At 42.0% G+C, this 14,373-nt stretch carries 11 protein-coding genes; 4 read left to right on the top strand and 7 right to left on the bottom strand.

The genetic code is table 11. The annotated features are described in order from the left end of the window. Window positions 1–221 precede the first annotated feature (221 nt). Entirely contained in the window at window positions 222–956 is a 735-nt protein-coding gene (gene ygfZ, locus MKI79_RS02400) for a CAF17-like 4Fe-4S cluster assembly/insertion protein YgfZ (protein ID WP_241570581.1), read from the top strand. 50 nt (window positions 957–1,006) lie between these two features. On the opposite strand, the gene MKI79_RS02395 is transcribed toward ygfZ, so the two are convergent. The 6 genes from MKI79_RS02395 to MKI79_RS02370 all read right to left on the bottom strand — a co-directional run bounded on the left by MKI79_RS02395 (window position 1,007) and on the right by MKI79_RS02370 (window position 8,733). Then, the gene (locus MKI79_RS02395) at window positions 1,007–1,252 is read right to left on the bottom strand and encodes a hypothetical protein (RefSeq protein ID WP_241570474.1); all 246 of its coding nucleotides are present in this window, start codon (window positions 1,250–1,252) and stop codon (window positions 1,007–1,009) included. 70 nt (window positions 1,253–1,322) lie between these two features. Continuing rightward, complete coding sequence (locus MKI79_RS02390; RefSeq protein ID WP_241570473.1) at window positions 1,323–2,108, bottom strand: hypothetical protein; 786 nt, start codon at window positions 2,106–2,108, stop codon at window positions 1,323–1,325. 14 nt (window positions 2,109–2,122) lie between these two features. Further along, complete coding sequence (locus MKI79_RS02385) at window positions 2,123–3,133, bottom strand: NYN domain-containing protein (RefSeq protein WP_241570472.1); 1,011 nt, start codon at window positions 3,131–3,133, stop codon at window positions 2,123–2,125. A gap of 24 nt (window positions 3,134–3,157) precedes the next feature. After that, the gene (topA, locus tag MKI79_RS02380; protein ID WP_241570471.1) at window positions 3,158–5,806 is read right to left on the bottom strand and encodes a type I DNA topoisomerase; all 2,649 of its coding nucleotides are present in this window, start codon (window positions 5,804–5,806) and stop codon (window positions 3,158–3,160) included. 65 nt (window positions 5,807–5,871) lie between these two features. Beyond that, window positions 5,872–6,333, bottom strand: coding sequence for an ammonium transporter (locus tag MKI79_RS02375; protein WP_241570470.1), 462 nt, complete (start codon window positions 6,331–6,333; stop codon window positions 5,872–5,874). Window positions 6,334–6,540: 207 nt separating this feature from the next. Further along, window positions 6,541–8,733 carry a carboxy terminal-processing peptidase gene (locus MKI79_RS02370; RefSeq protein WP_241570469.1) on the bottom strand — a complete coding sequence of 731 codons (2,193 nt, stop codon included), beginning with the start codon at window positions 8,731–8,733 and terminating at the stop codon, window positions 6,541–6,543. 306 nt (window positions 8,734–9,039) lie between these two features. Between MKI79_RS02370 and nagZ the strand changes: the two genes are divergently transcribed. Both nagZ and MKI79_RS02360 read left to right on the top strand, forming a co-directional pair. Beyond that, entirely contained in the window at window positions 9,040–10,089 is a 1,050-nt protein-coding gene (nagZ, locus tag MKI79_RS02365; RefSeq protein ID WP_241570468.1) for a beta-N-acetylhexosaminidase, read from the top strand. A gap of 194 nt (window positions 10,090–10,283) precedes the next feature. Beyond that, window positions 10,284–11,129, top strand: a complete 846-nt coding sequence (locus MKI79_RS02360; protein ID WP_241570467.1) for a class I SAM-dependent methyltransferase — start codon at window positions 10,284–10,286, stop codon at window positions 11,127–11,129. A gap of 55 nt (window positions 11,130–11,184) precedes the next feature. Here MKI79_RS02360 and MKI79_RS02355 read toward each other — a convergent pair whose 3' ends face one another. Beyond that, a complete protein-coding gene (locus MKI79_RS02355; protein ID WP_241570466.1) occupies window positions 11,185–12,507 on the bottom strand; it encodes an alpha/beta fold hydrolase in 1,323 nt (440 codons plus the stop codon). A gap of 325 nt (window positions 12,508–12,832) precedes the next feature. Here MKI79_RS02355 and MKI79_RS02350 point away from each other — a divergent pair, with 325 nt between their 5' ends. After that, window positions 12,833–14,098 (top strand): glutamate-5-semialdehyde dehydrogenase, encoded by a 1,266-nt coding sequence (locus tag MKI79_RS02350; protein ID WP_241570465.1) that lies wholly within the window; start codon window positions 12,833–12,835, stop codon window positions 14,096–14,098. The last annotated feature ends 275 nt before the right edge of the window (window positions 14,099–14,373 follow it).

The following is a 14,373-nucleotide window of genomic DNA, read 5'->3' as shown; positions in this document are numbered from 1 at the left end:
GATAAAATGTTTGATAATTTGATAGCCATTGTACGCTCTCGAAAGTCCATTTCCCAAATCTTATATATTTCATTTACTTAATGTGAAAAATGAAGAATTAGAAACATTTTGAAACAAATTTTATGAATAATTATTCACAATTTAAAATCGGGATGATTTTTTTTGCAAAATCAGCGATGATATAGCTCACTCCCATAATCAAAATAGAATGTCCTATGTCATTGGCTACACTTGAGTTTGCTCACTTCGAATACACTGGCGCAGATGCCGAAAAATTCCTACAAGGTCAGGTCACTGTTGATGTCAGCAAGCTATCAAACGACCATTATCAAACGACTGCGATCTGTGATCTAAAAGGTCGAATTCATTTTGGATTGTGGTTGAAGCGAGTCAGTGCTGAGCAGATTTTTATTGTGATTGCACAGGATTTGGCAGAAGAATTTGCCTTACATGTAAAAAAATTCGGCGCATTTTCTAAAGCGACTTTACAGCCAAGTGATGCAATATTCCCTGCGATCATTGACGGTCAAACTACGTTTAGCACAGATGAAAGTCTAAAAACCGATGTGCAGGCATGGCAAAAAAATGCCATTGAACAGGGTCAAGCGTGGATCACAAAAGATACGTCACACCTTTTCCAACCACAAGAATTACGTTTACATCAACGTGGCGGTGTGGACTATGACAAGGGTTGTTATTTGGGTCAGGAAATCATTGCACGATTGTGGTTTAAGGCAAAACCGAAGCATTGGTTGCACCTCATTCAAGGTCAAGGGGATACGCCAGCAGTTGCAGAAAATCTGAATAATGATGTACAAGTGGTCAATGTAATCGCTACAGAAAATAATACTTGGCTTGCATTAGTGACAGCGAAACCGACTGCGCTCGAAAGCATTGATGTGAAGGTGTTGGACTTGCCTGAAGTCTTAAATGGTGATGTGGCAAGACAGCAATAGGTCTTTAATTGTCATCGTTACAGCAAAAAGCTAATTTAATGGACCTTTTCTTAAAATCCATGAAATAGCTTATTCATGTCCTTGCAAATATATTCTTTGAAGTGAAACGCACGAGCATGCTTTGCATCGAATTTTGCACTGAGCCCATCTTTTTCGAAGATATAGACACGATCCTCTCGGCTCACGAGATATTCACCGCCTAATTTCATCAACAGTGCATCAACCTTATCTTCATCGGCAATGCTTTGGTCTTGATCGATTTTGTCATAATTGCGTTTGATAGCTTTGATAAACATGGCTCGGCTCAGAGTTTTGATCAGATTGAAAATTGAATTTAAGCAAACACACGACTACAAAGTAAAGCAATTAGGGCTTTAGCCAACCGACTTCTTTTGCGGTATCCGTATTAATCACCACTTGACGGAAACTCTCCGCCATTTTACTTTTTTGCTCAGATAGTGCGATTTGTCCTGCCATGAGTTCTGCGGTCTTTTGAGGATAGCGAGGTGATTGCTGTGGATCTCCATAGCCTTGCGGATAAATCGGCTGTCCTGTGGATAAATCATATTTATCAGTCGCACCAAAAGCATGAAGCATCTCATGCGCAATCACGATTTGGTTCTGTGCATTCTGCTTATCCGAGGCAAACAGATTTACAATACCCATGCGTCCGTTTTGTAATGCTGTCGAATGTTTGAGCTCTCGTTGTACCGCAGGATCATAATATTTGAGGAATAAGGTCAGATTCGGCTTAATGCCTAACTCTTGCTGTTGTTGCCAAGTGTAGTAGCGGAATTTTAAACTCCACAGCATCACCGAGAATACCGACTTCCCTTCTGGTAAAGCAGGTGGTAATACTTTGACTTCTTGACCAAGCTTAAAATAAAACTGCACAGGTTGCTGGTAATTTTCCGCTTCACTCTGAAGATAACCGACAATCGGTAAATAATCTTGTTCTTTTAGCTTGGCGATATAGTTTTGGGAATGTGCAGTTTGATCACCATTGATTGGATATAAGGCAACGAAGATTGGTTTACGCCAATCTTGATTATTATCTTGCCATACACCTTTTACCACGACGATCAGCACGAATAAAAGAATGCCAATGCGTAGGGTTTTCCAGTTGGGGGATTTTTGCTTTGTTTTTTTCATTCTTTGATTCTTAATCAAGGCATATTTCGAGTAACTCTCACTTGCTTGCCGTTTTCAGAAAACTCAAGCCAACCGTTATGAATGGCATGAATCGCATCTTCCAACTCCGTATATCCATAATTTTCAATATTAAAATCTGGATCCGACTGCGTCAATTGCTCAACCACTTTCGAAATATCCACCCAATTTTGTTCATCAATTTTTAATATTGAATTTTGAATCATTTTGACAAATGTACTAAAACTACGCTTTCGCAAATACATCTGTGTGCCATCAATCTTCGTTTCAAATAAGTTTAACAGTTTAATCAAGCTAGAAAGTTTAGCACGACCATAATTACGAGGATCAAAGTCTGGTTTGATTGCTGAAATATATTGTCCAACCAAAGAAAGATTTGCCCAACCATTATCATCCGCATTTTCTTTAACCGCACGATAAATCAAATTTAAAGTTGCAGGATCAACAACTGTTTGCTGAGCAGGAGTATTTGAAGTTGGGGCAGTTTTAGCAACAATATTTTTTTCATTTTGGGGTGTTATTTTCTCTGTTTCGGATGTTTTGATCGCATTAAAACTGACATCCTGTATTTCTGCTTTTTCTTCAATTAAATTTTCAACATAAATAAACTTATCACAGGCTTTGACAAAAGGTTCTTTGGTCGCCTTACGTCCAAAACCGTAAACCAGCAAACCACTTTCACGAATTCTTGACGCTAAAGGCGTAAAGTCACTATCACTCGAGACGATACAGAATCCATCTAAAGCACCGCTATACAGCAAATCCATCGCATCAATGATCAATCCCATATCCGTAGCATCTTTGCCCGAAGTATAAGCAAATTGCTGAACAGGTGTGATTGCATGCGGTAATAATACTTCACGCCAATGCTTGAGAGTATCACTACTCCAGTCGCCATAAACACGCTTGACACTTGCTATACCGTACTTCGCCACCTCTTCCATAATCGCTTCAATGGATTTGTAAGACGCATTATCCGCATCAATCAGTACAGCAAGTTTCTTCATGTACTATCCTCAAAAAATTGTCGCTTATTTCCCTTCAATCCATTTGCCATCTTGAAAGATCAACGACCATTTCGTTGGCTTGCCTTCCGCATTTTCCGAAGCGATATATTGCGCTTGGTTTTTACGGCTAAACTTGATGATGGTCGCATTGCCCTCTGGATCGGTATCAGGCGCTTTGAGGAGATACTGATACTTTTCATCGAGCTGATCGGCAACAGTACGAATTTCAGCGACTTTTGGCGTCCGTGTTTCACGGATTTTAGGGAATTTGCTCGCTGCCAAGAACAGACCAGCCGCACCATCACGAAGTACAAAGAAATCATCATGCTTGGTTGAGCGTAAGTTTTCCATTTTGATTGGATCGGCACGTGGCGGTGCAGGTTGTCCATTCTTCAAGACTTTACGGGTATTGTCACAGTTGGTACAGGCAAAATACGGTCCAAAACGCCCTGTTTTAAATTGCATTTCTGCATCGCATTTATCACACGGAATGGTTGGGCCATCATAGCCTTTGACTTTGAATTCGCCAGTTTCAACTTCATAGCCTGCACAGTCTGGATTGTTCCCGCAGATGTGGAGCTTGCGTCCGCCATCAAGAATATAACTATCCATCGCTGTTTCACAGATCGAACAACGCTTCTTGGCACGTAAGTCTTCCGTTTCGGCATTGTCATCATCAGACAACACTGCTAGCGACTCGACTGGGGCAAGATTCACCGTGCCTTTGCAACGCTCTTTCGGAGGTAAGTTATAACCTGAACAACCCAAGAACACACCAGTTGTCCCTGTGCGAATCTGCATCGGACGCTCACAGGTCGGACAATGTACGTCCGGTACTTCCACAGGTTCATTACGACGCATACCTTGTTCACTGGCTGCGGTATCAAGACGCTGTTTAAAATCACCGTAGAAGCTGTCTAACAGCTCTTTCCAATTGCGCTCCCCCACTGCCACTCGGTCAAGTTGACCTTCTAAATCTGCGGTGAAGTCATAATTCATTAAATTATTAAAACTTTCATCCAAGCGATCGGTGACGATCTCGCCCATTTTCTCTGCGAACAGACGACGATTTTCCAGTTTCACATAGCCACGATCTTGAATGGTGGAAATAATCGCTGCATAGGTCGATGGGCGACCAATACCACGCTTTTCCAATTCTTTAACTAATGATGCTTCGGTAAAGCGTGCAGGTGGTTTGGTAAAGTGCTGTGAAGGATCGAGTTTTTGTAAGTCTAAAACTTCACCGACTTTTACCGCAGGTAAAAGCACATCATCATCAGATTTATTCTGACCACGCACTTTGGTAAAGCCATCAAATACTAAAGTACGGCCTTTGGCTTTGAGCTCAACACCATTAGCATCAACCAAAAGCGTCGATGATAAATATTCCGCTGGTGTCATTTGACACGCCACGAACTGACGCCAAATCAGATCGTAGAGACGTTGTGCATCTCGCTCCATACCCGTAAGTTCAGCGCCGACCAATGCCACATTTGACGGACGGATCGCCTCATGCGCTTCTTGTGCGCCTGCTTTATTGCCATAACGATTAGGCTTGGCAGGCAGATATTTTTCACCATAACTACTTTCAATATGGGTGCGTACCATATTCACGGCATCATCACTCAAGAACGTCGAATCTGTACGCATATAAGTAATGAAACCACCTTCATAGAGACGCTGTGCCATCATCATGGTTTTTTTCACGGAAAAACCAAGACGGGTACTCGCCGCTTGTTGTAGCGTCGAGGTGATATACGGCGCACTCGGATTGACTCGAGTTGGTTTATCCTCACGATTGCTGACCTTAAATTCAGCATTTTTTAGAACTTCTAAAACTGCATCTGTTTGTTGCTTGTTTTGCAGTTTTAAAGTTTTGCCATGTTGCTTGACCGCTTCAAGGCGAATGTCATCTTTCTTACGCAAGGTATCTGCAAAGATTTGCCAATATTCTTCAGGAACAAAGGCACGAATCTCACGCTCACGCTCGACCACGAGTTTGACTGCCACAGACTGCACTCGCCCTGCGGATAAGCCACGAGCAACTTTTTCCCACAATAATGGCGACACCATAAAGCCGACCACACGATCGAGGAAGCGACGTGCTTGCTGTGCATTGACTCGATTGGTATCTAAGCGTGTTGGGACTTTAAAGGCTTCTTGAATAGCATTCTTGGTAATTTCGTTAAACACCACACGATGATAGCGACTATCATCACCGCCGATGACTTCTTTTAAGTGCCACGCAATCGCCTCTCCCTCTCTATCCAAATCCGTTGCGAGATAGATTGCATCAGCATCTTTGGCAAGTTTTTTCAGGTCAGCAACGACATTTTCTTTACCCGGAAGGACTTCATATTGCGCAATCCAATCATGCTCAGGATCAACACCCATGCGCTTGACTAATGCAGATTGCGCCTTGAGTGCTTTATCCTCAGGTGTTTGTTTTGCTCGACTGGTTTTCTTCTCGGCAGTTTTTTTATCATTAGATTTGCTCGCCCCTGTAGGTAAATCACGGACGTGACCAACCGACGACTTGACGATAAAGTTCGAGCCTAAATATTTATTAATGGTTTTGGCTTTAGCAGGAGATTCCACAATGACCAGTGAACGCCCTTTTGCCCCACTTGTCGCAGTTTTACTTGCTGAAGTGGATTTCGCTGTGCTCGCCATAATTCGTCAATGTCCTCAAAAAATAATAAAAGGTTAAAATATCTTAATCTAAAATAAAAAAATATTTAACTTGCTTGCGTTGCCAACTGTTGTAAATATTGCTTAAATGCTTCGAGTTTCTCACCTGCAAAGTCAGCAGATTCATCCCAAAATGCACCGACACAATTCGCCTGCATATCAATCGCATAAATACCTTTTATATCTATGGACTGCCCATTAAATTTTGGGTCACCTGTGACAACTTCAAGGGTCTGCTCATTGACTTTCATTCGAAGCAATGGAAATTTCCCTTCAGGCACAAGAATGCTGTAATACGCCACCATACTGGCACGAGTTTCAGAAGCCTTCGCAATCCCCGTCCACTCAGGCGCAGGAATCAAACGAGGATGCAAACTCATCTTACGTGCACGCTCACGTAACAATCCCAGTGCTTTCTCTCTTGGGCTAACTTTTAGACCAAAGATTGAGCCCAATAAAAATAAAATAATTAAGCCTAAAACCCAATACACGGTATAGTCAGTCGTCATGATTCACCCCTTACGCAACCATAGCGTTGCACAAGCCTCTATTAAAACGCAAGTTTTTTATATCAATTTACAAAATTTGGCAATAAGAAAAACTTTTCTTTATTCAGAAATTTTAGTTTCAACCATAGAAAACTTCTCAAAAACTGATATCTGAATCGCCTACGTTATTATAAAAAATGCCCTATATAGGGCATTTTTTACATCAAACTATTGCTGACCTGACTTCTGCGCCACAATCATATCAAGCAGAATTTTAGCAGATTCGGTAACAAAAGCTTCTTCTTCCGGTAGTGGTGGACGTTTTGCCGCTTTCATCTTGGCACGTGCTTCACTACGTGCATCGATCGATGCTTGATAGCTTTCCCAGTTTGGATACGGCGCAAGTCCAGTTTCTTTACGTCGGATGTTTTCCGCTTGCAAAGTTTTTGCCTCTAAAGCTTGGATCTTGGCTTTACGGGTATCAATGTCTAAAGCGAGCACTTTTTCATCTGCAGTTTCTTTCGCCAAGCCCACATAAGTATCTAGATACTTAAATTGTGGATCAGTCGCACGACGTTGATCAGATGCTTGCTGTAAACTTTGAATATACGGTTGAACCATCCCTTCACGCTTAAATGCTGCCGTTGGAATGGTGTCCCATTCAAGCGGATTCTTCGATTCACGTTCACCAAACTGCTCGAAATAAATATCAATCAGTTTAATATCTGGAACTACGCCTTTATTTTGCGTACTACCACCTGTAACACGGTAGAATTTACGCTGTGTCAAAGTCGCCTGACCATAGGCAAGGCTATCCAATTGAATCTGTGCTGTGCCTTTACCTGTAGTGGTACTACCGATCACGATGCCACGACCATAATCCTGAATTGCCGCAGAATAGATTTCACTGGCAGATGCAGAAGCCAAGTTGACCATGACTGCCAAAGGCCCACCGTAGAGTTGCTCTCCACCATCGGTATCTTCAAAGATATTGACGTTGCCGTTACCATCACGGATTTGTACCACTGGACCATCTTTGATGACTTGTCCAAGCATTTTCGCCACTTCTTCCAATGAGCCACCAGGGTTATTACGCAAATCAACAATAATCCCTGCGACCTTTTTCTTCGACAGGCTAATCAAGGCATTCGCTGTATCTTCTGACACACTACGATAGTTTCCACCCTCACGACGTGCACGATAGTTTAAGTAAAAAGATGGAATCTCAATCACGCCGATTTTTTGCTTTTTCCCTTGATAGTTGACTTCGACCACACGAGTACGTAATCCCGAATCTTCTTCTTGGATCACATCACGAGTAATCGTGACAAGGCGTGCTTGGCTCGATGGTGCTCCTGCTGCGACTAATTTTAAAGTCACTTTAGTCCCACGCTTACCACGAATGATACCAACAAGCTCTTGGCTCGACCAACCGACTACATCGACCATCGACTCGCCTTCTTGTGCCACACCCAAGATGCGATCACCAGAACGGACTTGCCCTGTTTTACTCGCAGGACCACCTTCGACTAAGGTTTCGATCTTGGTGTAGTCTTCATTGCCACGTTCAGGGCGAATCGTGACGCCAATCCCTTCGAGCTGAAGTGTAGTCTGACGATTCAACTCCATCGCATCGACAGGTGGATAATAGTTGCTATGCGGATCATAAGTTGCAAGCATTGCATTCAAAGTACGATCTAATACATCATCACTTTTTAGACGAGTGATACGTTCAAGCTGACGTGTATAACGCTTGGTCAAAGTTTCTACTGGAGTTAAATCTTCTGGTGGCGCAAGGTTTTCACCTGCTGCAAGCTCAGGATTGTCTTTTAAGGCTTTTTGCTTTGCGGCTTCTTCTTCTTTAGTAATCGTAAGCGTAATCAGCTGAGAAACGATCACCTTTTTCCAATAGGCTTGTTGCTCTGCTTGGGTGTTAAAAAATGGCGCTTCTTCACGATCTGTATTGATGGTTTCATTAGGCTGTTTTAAGTTTTGTGGTTTTTTCAGCTCTGCCAACATGAAGTCGTAGTAGCCTTTGACACGCTCTCGATACATTGCATGAATATCGTATGCAGGTTTCAAATTACCTGTTTTTAATGCCAAACCAAAGCCTGAAGCATATTGCTGACGAAGTTGATCGACTTCACTTTGTAAAAATAGTGCATGGTCTGGATCTAGACTGTCGATATACATATCAAAGATTTTATTAGAAGTTTTGGTATCCAGTCGCATTGGCAAATAATGTTGACGATCTACCAATGTCGCCATTTGACGTGCAACCAACGCCTGCTCTTGGGTCGGTTGAATCACGCCTTGAACGGTTGTGGTTTCCGTCGCTGCTATCGCTTGGGTCACAACATGAGTAAAGAATAAGCCACCAGTGGCAAGCGCTACCGCACAAGCAAGATGTTGTAGTTTCATAATATAATTCGTATTCCTCTTGGCATGATCGCCGTGTACACCATCAATTCTTCTATTTGCAATGCAGACACTTCACGTGTCATTAAATATAGAATTCTATAATGAAGTTTGCAGTGATAATTTGCAAACCCAATATTTACAAAAGCTATATTTGCAAAAGCAAGTGACTTAGTTTTAACATACTATCCATATCGTAAATGTAAAAAAACATTGCATAATTTTTTTGTTTTTTACACATTGTTTTCTGATGATTTACACCGTTTAATCTATCACAATGAATTGACCAAATACTAGGACACAACCACCATGACCATTGGCGCATTGATGCTTGATATTGAAGGCACCACCCTAACTCAAGAAGATATCGAACTCTTACAAGCGCCTCAAGTTGGTGGCATGATTTTGTTTGCTCGCAATATCGAATCTCCTGTGCAAGTGCGCGCATTGACCGATCATATGCGCCAAATCCGCCCTGACATTTTGATTGCCGTCGATCAAGAAGGCGGTCGAGTGCGTCGCTTAAAAGAAGCACAAGGCTTTAGTGCACTCCCTGCGATGGGCAGACTCGGCGAACTTTATCTAGAACAACCTGAACAAGCGATTGCTTTAGCAAAAACAACTGCGTGGTTGATGGCAACAGAAGTCTTGGCTGTGGGGATTGATTTTAGTTTTGCACCTGTTTTGGATATTAATGATATTAGTGATGTCATCGGTGATCGTGCTTTTGCAGAGAATCCTGAAATTATCATTTTGCTAGCTGATGCGTTTATGCAGGGGATGAAAGATGCAGGCATGGCAACCACAGGAAAGCACTTCCCAGGACATGGCTCTGTCAAAGCAGATTCACACATTGCCGCGGCGATCGACTCACGCTCATTTGCCGAGATTGAAGCGAATGATATGACGACTTTTAAAGCACTCATGCCATCACTTGATGCGATCATGCCTGCGCATGTGATCTATGAAAACGTCGATCCAAATCCTGCAGGTTTTTCACCATTTTGGATACAACAAATATTACGTGGCCAGTTTGGTTTTGATGGCGTGTTGTTCTCCGATGATTTATCTATGCAAGCTGCTTGCGTTGCAGGTGGTGCTGATGCACGTATTCAAGCTGCATTGCAAGCAGGTTGTGATATGGGATTGGTCTGCAATGACCGTCAAGCGGCATGTATTGCATTAGATGGCATTCAAACCTTAGCACGGCCAAATCAAGCTCGATTAGAACGCATGCGTGGCAAAATTCCTGCGCTCAATACTGAGCAAGCAAAATCTGAACAGTGGAAAATTGACACGCAGATTGCGCTAGGTAAAACATGGCAAACTGCAAAAGATCAAATTCAGCAACTGATTTAAAATCGGATTACATTTAACGCAATTTGGCAAAAAGCAACAGCCTTTTCGGTAAAAAATGAAATTGAACAATTTACCTAAAAGCTTTACATTGGCAAGGACGCCAATCATCGTATCATGCAACAAGCTTGTATTTGCAACTTGGCATAAAACAACAAGATTTAAAGCAACTCAATTTTAAGCAAACTGGAACTGCTATGAGCGAACAACAGCTTTCGGAACATCGTCATATTTCTTTTACCGCACACTATACAGGCTACATGTGGTATTTGATGGGTATCTCTCATCCTGCTTTTGCCACAAAAAAAGGCAAATGGTTGACGACATTACTTCACCCACTCGAAGTATGGTCAGAGCGTTTTATCGGTGGAAGTATTCGTAGAACATTGACGCAGCGCCATGTTTTGATCGACGAAGCATTATTAAAACTCATCGAAGCACAGCCTGACATTCAGGTTATTGAAATCGCAGCTGGTCTTTCCCCTCGTGGTTGGAGCTTTCGACGCAAATTCCCCGAACTTCGCTACATCGAAGTGGATCTACCTGATATGGCAAAAGCCAAACGAGATGCGCTCGACAAAGCAGGACAAGCTGATGCTGAAGTGATGGCAGTCGATTTATTTACGCCTGAAATTCGTAAGCTATTTGAAAAGCTCGATAGCAATAAACCTGTTGTTGTGATCAGCGAAGGTTTAGTCAATTATTTTAATAAAGACATGTTGGCACAATTATGGGGTGCTTTGGCGGATCATGGTAAAGCCTTTCCGAAGTTTTACTATTTGACTGACCTTTGCCCTGAACCTGTGAATCATCGTTTTGCGCAAGTGGTATGGAAAAGTAGTCAGCTACTACGTTTTCTTTCTCGCAGTGCATTTAGTTTCCATTTTACTTCACCGCAGGAAGTGAAAGATTTCTTTAAAGATTGTGGCTATGAAAAGGTTTATATCGAACAACCAAGTCAATCCGATAAAACTGAAGTAGAAGCGCATATAGGTGATTTTGTTTGGTTTGTACAAGCAACTATCGAGAATTCAAGTTTATAAATAAAAAAGCAGAAACAATACAAGTTGTTTCTGCTATTGAATTTTTAAGATTGAGTTAGTGCTTGAGCAAAGCTTCTTTTTGTGTTTGTACATATTGCAACAAACGATCCGCCACATCAAAGCTACCATGCTTAAATAGAATGCGCAGGCGATTTTGCTTCATTTCAAAGATCAAACATTCAATGGTAAATTCACCTTGCTCATCTCGTAGATGCAATGACATATCTCTTGAATACCGCCCAACTTCTTGTGTCTTATTTGGCTCTTGGACTTCGATCAACACACCAAAGAAGTTGATATTGACGATTTTGACATTCGCCTGAAGCTCAGAGTGACGATGCGTCATGATAGTATTGGGTTGCTGAACAATAATCCGCTCTTCACCACGACGTTCCATCAAGTGCATTTGCGCACGGCTCATCGGAATAATGCCGTCCAACTCTTGAATCGGCTCACCACGCATATACGTACTAAACAATTGCATGGTTTCTTTACGACGTTGAAGCTGTGGCACATGGTCTGCATTGGCAATTAATGCAAACTCCATATTTGGGCATTGCAAAGCAAATTGCGCATTTTCAAAAGGTAAAGTAAAACTATCGTACTGCCCTGCTGCGACTAATACTTTGCAAGTTGGAATCGGGACATTTTTCAAGCGGAGCAACCGATTACAATTGATCTCGTAACGGAGTTGTTCTGTCGCTGTAAATTCTGCCATTTGTTGAAAGAATAAACGCTTTGCTGTTGGCGACATTCTCGTTTTGTCAAATTTTGCATGATTGACCAAATATAAAATCACCGCCTGACCAAACTCCTGCATACGACCTTCCTGCATGAGTTTTAAAGATTCTTCCATGATCATGCGCCAACTCGGACGAGTCTTTTGCATCACACCCATCAAGATCATACGATCAACGAGTTCAGGGCGCTGATCGGCAAAATGTGAAGCCACAACCGAACCGAGTGACATACCCATTACAGAGATGTTCTTGATGCCCATTGCATCCATCCACTGCCCAAGCATGAATGATAAATCCGCAAGCTCTAAAGTTGCAGCTGAGGCACCTGTATTGCGGTTATAGATTTGTTGATTTGAACCCATCGAAGGCAGGTCAATCAAAATCACAGGACCACTATGGAATAGTTGCTCAACACAATATTTGTAGGAATTAAAGTTTTGAAAAGCACCACCAATGATAATAATTGGCGTGTTGTATTTGGTTTTTGGATCTGCAATTGCAAGATATTCGATCTTCCAACCGTCTAGCCAAAATTCAATCGGTGCTTGCTTAAACACATCTCGATGATATTCTTGAAAAAATTCATCGGGATTCATTTCCATTTGCGTTTTTGCCGTATCCTTAGCAATACTGTTCATTGCGCCCTCCTGACACATATGTGCGACAGTGCACACACGTTATTCCCCTTCAATTAACGCCATCTCAGCGTAAATTTAGGTCTATTTTTGTTCATTATCCGCCAACATAAACCATTGATAAATATCCATATTTCAATAGAATTGCAGATTGCGGTTTTATATTTCATTTTACTATAACATAATCAATATCTAAATTGTTTCGTTTTTTTGACGGCGATTACAAAGATTTCTACCAATATGCACTTTGTAATCTTTGCCATAGGTTTGTACAATGACTATTCAGCCGATGGAATAGGCATTCTTTTTTAACAACTTTAGGTAAGTTATGAGTGATTCAATACAGGCATATATGACCCAAGTCGGTCAGCAAGCACGTCAGGCTTCACGCCAGTTGGCAAGCCTTGCAACAGATGCCAAAAACAATGCATTATCAGCAATTTACACCGCTTTAGAGGATAGCCAACAAAAGATTTTGGCTGCCAATAAAGTCGATGTCGATAACGGACATCAAAAGCAACTCGATAGCGCACTATTGGATCGACTTGAGCTTACCCCCGCACGCTTCAAAGCGATGCTTGTTGGCTTAAAAGACGTCATCAACCTTACAGACCCGATCGGCGTCATTACCGATTTGGCTTACCGTCCGTCGGGAATTCAACTAGGTAAAATGCGTGTACCGCTTGGTGTGATTGGGATGATTTATGAATCTCGCCCGAATGTCACCTTAGAAGCTGCCTCACTCGCTTTAAAATCAGGTAATGCGATTATTTTGCGTGGTGGCTCAGAAGCTTTAGAATCCAATAAAGCAATTGCTCAAGCGATTCAACATGGTTTGAACGTTGCTGGACTACCTGAACATGCGATTCAAGTGATTGATACACCTGATCGTGCAGCTGTTGGTCACTTGATCACAATGACTGAGTATGTCGATGTAATCGTACCTCGTGGAGGTAAAGGGCTCATTGCTCGCATTACCGAAGAAGCTCGCATTCCTGTGATTAAGCACTTGGATGGCAACTGTCACGTCTTTGTTGAGCGTGAAGCAGATTTGCAAAAAGCTTTACCAATTGCGCTCAATGCAAAAACACATCGTTATGGCGTATGTAATGCGATGGAAACTTTACTGGTTGATGCACCAATCGCCGAGGAGTTTTTACCTCGTATAGCAGAGCTGTATGCGGAGAAAAACGTCGAACTTCGTGGCTGTGAAATCACTCGTAAAATCTTGGGCGATCACATCACTGTTGCGACAGAGGAAGATTGGTACACCGAATATCTAGGACCAATCTTAGCCATTAAAGTGATGTCAAATCTTGATGAAGCGATTGAACATATCAACACGTATAGCTCACATCATACTGAGGCAATCGTGACAGAGAACTACACCAAAGCTCGTAAGTTTATCGCTGAAGTCGATTCAAGCTCAGTGATGGTCAATGCCTCAACTCGCTTCGCCGATGGTTTTGAATATGGCTTGGGCGCAGAGATTGGTATCTCAACCGATAAAATCCATGCTCGTGGTCCAGTCGGTTTAGAAGGATTAACTTCACAGAAGTGGATCGTGTTCGGCGATGGACAAATTCGTCAATAACGCACCTTATTCTTGAAAAAAGAAACAAAACAGCTGACTGATATGTCGGCTGTTTTTTATTTCAAAGGACACATCAAACAGCATAATTTAAGTCGTTAAAAAATATATACAATTCAAAGCTGATTATTGCCCACCAAACTCCCAATTCATTATATAGTCGAAGAAATTTATTTCTGATACAAGGCAACCAAACGAAGATGTACAAATAGTACTGCGAGTGAGGTTAACGCTGTAGCAGGATTAAAGTTCGATGACTACGTGATCGAATGTGAAAG

It is taken from the genome of Acinetobacter sedimenti (assembly GCF_022601685.1).
GTDB lineage: Bacteria > Pseudomonadota > Gammaproteobacteria > Pseudomonadales > Moraxellaceae > Acinetobacter > Acinetobacter sedimenti.
Note: the sequence above shows the minus strand (reverse complement) of the source record. Positions and strands in the feature narration are given on the sequence as shown.

Coding starts and splice junctions, on each gene's coding strand:
- MKI79_RS02395 (WP_241570474.1), bottom strand. CDS start 1,252: ATGTTTATCAAAGCTATCAAACGCAATTATGACAAAATCGATCAAGAC.
- MKI79_RS02390 (WP_241570473.1), bottom strand. CDS start 2,108: ATGAAAAAAACAAAGCAAAAATCCCCCAACTGGAAAACCCTACGCATT.
- MKI79_RS02385 (WP_241570472.1), bottom strand. CDS start 3,133: ATGAAGAAACTTGCTGTACTGATTGATGCGGATAATGCGTCTTACAAA.
- topA (WP_241570471.1), bottom strand. CDS start 5,806: ATGGCGAGCACAGCGAAATCCACTTCAGCAAGTAAAACTGCGACAAGT.
- MKI79_RS02375 (WP_241570470.1), bottom strand. CDS start 6,333: ATGACGACTGACTATACCGTGTATTGGGTTTTAGGCTTAATTATTTTA.
- MKI79_RS02370 (WP_241570469.1), bottom strand. CDS start 8,733: ATGAAACTACAACATCTTGCTTGTGCGGTAGCGCTTGCCACTGGTGGC.
- nagZ (WP_241570468.1), top strand. CDS start 9,040: ATGACCATTGGCGCATTGATGCTTGATATTGAAGGCACCACCCTAACT.
- MKI79_RS02360 (WP_241570467.1), top strand. CDS start 10,284: ATGAGCGAACAACAGCTTTCGGAACATCGTCATATTTCTTTTACCGCA.
- MKI79_RS02355 (WP_241570466.1), bottom strand. CDS start 12,507: ATGAACAGTATTGCTAAGGATACGGCAAAAACGCAAATGGAAATGAAT.
- MKI79_RS02350 (WP_241570465.1), top strand. CDS start 12,833: ATGAGTGATTCAATACAGGCATATATGACCCAAGTCGGTCAGCAAGCA.